The sequence below is a fragment of the Stenotrophomonas sp. 05L44_2 genome, from assembly GCF_056665995.1.
Genome location: NZ_JBFTNR010000905.1, coordinates 1 through 1,394 on the forward strand (window position 1 = coordinate 1; position 1,394 = coordinate 1,394).

General features: G+C 65.0%; 1 protein-coding gene. It reads left to right on the forward strand.

The window, feature by feature from the left end; all coding sequences use genetic code 11:
- The coding region (gspE, locus tag AC1VAN_RS21845) for a type II secretion system ATPase GspE (RefSeq protein ID WP_480986747.1) at nt 1-1,325 on the forward strand (1,325 nt) is incomplete at its 5' end.
- Between the last annotated feature and the right edge of the window lie 69 nt (nt 1,326-1,394).

Genomic DNA, 1,394 nt, shown 5'->3' on the forward strand with positions numbered 1-1,394 from the left:
GTGTACCGGTCACGCCGCTGCTGGGCATGCGCGCGGAGATCGATGATCTGGTCGAGCGCTGGTTCGGCCAGGGCCGCAGTGCGATGGGCGCGATCGTGGAAACCGCCGATGGCGAGGGCGGCGCAGTGGACGATATCGAGCACCTGCGCGATCTCGCTTCCGAAGCGCCGGTGATCCGCCTGGTCAACCTGGTGATCCAGCGCGCGGTCGAACTGCGCGCGTCGGACATCCACGTAGAGCCGTTCGAAAATCGGCTGAAGGTGCGTTACCGCGTCGATGGCGTGCTGGTCGAAGGCGAGAGCCCGCCGGCCAACCTGACCGCGGCGGTGATCAGCCGCATCAAGATCATGGCCCGTCTCAACATCGCCGAGCGCCGCCTGCCGCAGGATGGCCGCATCATGCTGCGCGTGCAGGGCAAGGAACTGGACCTGCGTGTCAGCACGGTGCCCACCGCGCACGGCGAAAGCGTGGTGATGCGCCTGCTTGATCGCGAGACGGTGGTGTTCGACTTCCATCGGCTGGGCTTCACCGATGCCTTCCTGCCGCAGTTCCGCAAGGTGCTTGAACAGCCGCACGGCATCCTGCTGGTGACCGGCCCCACCGGGTCGGGCAAGACCACCACGCTGTACACCGCGCTGAGCCAGCTCAACACCGCCGACGTCAAGATCATCACCGTTGAAGATCCGGTCGAGTACCAGATCGAAGGCATCAACCAGATCCAGGCCAAGCCACAGATCGGGCTGGATTTCGCCAATGCGCTGCGCAGCATCGTGCGCCAGGATCCGGACATCATCATGATCGGCGAAATGCGCGACCTGGAAACCGCGCGCATCGCGATCCAGTCAGCGTTGACCGGCCACCTGGTGCTGTCCACGCTGCACACCAACAATGCCGCAGGCGGCATCACCCGCCTGCTCGACATGGGCGTGGAAGATTATCTGCTCACCTCCACCATCAACGGCATCCTGGCCCAGCGCCTGGTGCGCCGGCTGGAGCCGACCCACGCCGAACGCTACGAAGCCTCGCCGGAAGAGATCGAACGCTTCGACCTGCGCCGCCTGCAACCGGATGGAACGATCTACCTTTATCGCCCGAAGCCTTCGGCGCTGGCGCCGACCGGCTACCTGGGGCGCACCACCATCATGGAATTCCTGGTGATGAACGACGCGCTGCGCCGTGCGGTGATGCGTCGCGATGGCATGGGCGAGATCGAGCGCATCGCCCGCGAAGCCGGCATGCGCACCATGTACGAGGATGGCCTGAGCAAGGCCCTGAGCGGGCAGACGACCCTCGAGGAAGTCCTGCGCGTGACCGAGGAAGGCTGATGCGMGTGCAGGGACGACGCTGACATGCCGAACTACCGTTACAAGGCACTGAACCCACACGGTGAAGTG